At 70.1% G+C, this 1,786-nt stretch carries 3 protein-coding genes and 1 pseudogene; 3 read left to right on the top strand and 1 reads right to left on the bottom strand.

All coding sequences use genetic code 11. From position 1 onward, the window contains the following. A partial coding sequence (locus MCM47_RS40065; protein ID WP_238864379.1) for a DUF3103 family protein occupies positions 1-802 on the top strand: 802 nt, incomplete at its 5' end. 135 nt (positions 803-937) lie between these two features. On the opposite strand, the gene MCM47_RS40060 is transcribed toward MCM47_RS40065, so the two are convergent. Next, positions 938-1,195 carry a hypothetical protein gene (locus MCM47_RS40060; protein WP_238951764.1) on the bottom strand — a complete coding sequence of 86 codons (258 nt, stop codon included), beginning with the start codon at positions 1,193-1,195 and terminating at the stop codon, positions 938-940. Here MCM47_RS40060 and MCM47_RS44465 point away from each other — a divergent pair. Beyond that, a pseudogene (locus MCM47_RS44465) lies at positions 1,194-1,475 on the top strand (helix-turn-helix domain-containing protein); the annotation flags it as partial. The gene MCM47_RS40060 and the pseudogene MCM47_RS44465 overlap by 2 nt on opposite strands. Before the next feature lie 42 nt (positions 1,476-1,517). Continuing rightward, a partial coding sequence (locus MCM47_RS40055) for a Scr1 family TA system antitoxin-like transcriptional regulator (protein WP_238951763.1) occupies positions 1,518-1,786 on the top strand: 269 nt, incomplete at its 3' end.

Here is a 1,786-nt window from a genome sequence, read left to right as displayed (position 1 = left end):
GATCGCCGGGGCCAAGGGCCTCGACGCCGGCCTCGGCCCGCTGCTGCGCGTCCAGCTGGCCGACGCGTCGATGCGGGCGGCCCTCGACGCCGGTGCCACGCCGCTGGTGGCCACCGCCGTGGCCGACGACCACGCACGCACCGTCCGCGCCTACGACACCGACGGCAGCGTCCACACCCTCGACGCCACCGCGGTCCCCGACCGGCCGGTCTACCTCGTCGACATCGACGCGTCGAAGGCGATGGCGGCCGGTGTCGACGTGCTGCGCAGGGAGTTCACCGCGCGCGGCCTCGCCGGCGCGCAGGCCGCCGGCGGCTGGTGGGCCACCAAGATCGACAGCATCGAGGTCTCCGACGACCAGGAGCCGTGGTTCAAGGGCGCGGCCGAGATGTTCAGCCTGGTCACGGGCTTCGGGCAGGACGGCAAGGTCCGGGTCGACTCGGTCGCCATGCCCTACCTGCGCTACGACGGTACCGTGTACAACCCGAACCAGATCCTGGTGAACTGGTCGAACTACAAGTACAACCTGGCCGACGTGGTCCTGATGGAGGACGACGGCGACACCAACTACCTGGCCCTCGCCCAGGCCGTGGCCGCGGTGCTGCTCACCATCGCCGACCAGGGCGCGTACATCCCGCTGGTCAACGCGGTGCTCGCCGCCCTGCCGAGCTCCTGGTGGACCGACGACCCGGACTACGTGGAGTCCTGGTACACCCTGGCCCGGACCAGCTCCGGCCGCCTCAACGGCGCCACCGGCAACGGATGGATGACCGTCGCGCCGTACTGGGTGGAGCAGTTCTGAGGTAGTGCGCCACCCGGCGGTCGCTCCCGCGCCTTCGAGGCGCGGGGCGGCCGCCGTCCGTCTTCCGGCGCCGTCACGCCCGGCGGGTGGCGGCCTGGTGGCGGCCGTAGCAGGCCGCCAGGCCGGCGATGACTCTCACGCCACCGTGTCGTTCGCGCGTGGCCGGCTGGGGTGCTGGACGACCAGGTAGCGGGGGCGTTCGAGCCGCTGGACGTACTCCGGGCCGGTGGTCCACTCGCAACCGCCGGGCTCGGGCCGGAGGTAGGCCAACCCGTTGAGGGTGTCCATGTAGACGCCCTCGGTGGGGGCGCCCGTGGCGTTCCGGTGCGCGAGGTCCCGGACGACCTCACCCACCTTCGGTGCGTCCGCGGGCATACGGGGGCAGCTGGGCATGTTGTCTCCCATGGTCGCTGTGAGTCCCGGATCTCTCACCGGGTGTAGCCATGGTGGCCCGGTGGGACGTACGATGGCCAGGGTTCCACCGTTGACCAGTTGGTCATGTGAAAGGTCCTCAGTTCTTATGGGACAGACGACAGTTGATGTCATCTCCTCGCCGGCGATCCGATTCGGGCAGGAACTCCACAGGTCGCGGCGGGCGCGGGGCTGGTCCCAGGTCGGGCTGTCGAAGCGGATGGGGTACTCCAACACGTTGGTGTCGTACGTCGAACGAGCGAAGCGTGCTCCAACAAAGAACTTCGCTGTTAAAGCCGACGAGGTGTTCGAGACGGGTGGGACGTTCTACGAACTCTGGCGCCGGCACGCCAAAGCGAGTCTGCTGGAGGGATTCCCCGAGTTCGCCGAGGCCGAGGCCCGGTGCCGTCGGCTGCGGGAACTCGCCCTGACGATCGTCACGGGCCTCTTCCAGGTGCGCGAGTACGCCGAGGCGCTGGCCTACGCGGCCGTCCAACGTGGAGCGATCACCCAGTCGGCGGCGGAGCAGCGGGTCGACTTCCTGGCCGCCCGTCAGCGTCTCCTGGAGCGGAC

Origin of the sequence: Kitasatospora sp. A2-31, from assembly GCF_022288725.1 — a bacterium.
Taxonomy (GTDB): Bacteria; Actinomycetota; Actinomycetes; order Streptomycetales; family Streptomycetaceae; genus Kitasatospora.
The sequence above is the reverse complement of the archived record's forward strand: the minus strand, read 5'-3'. Positions and strand labels throughout refer to the sequence as shown.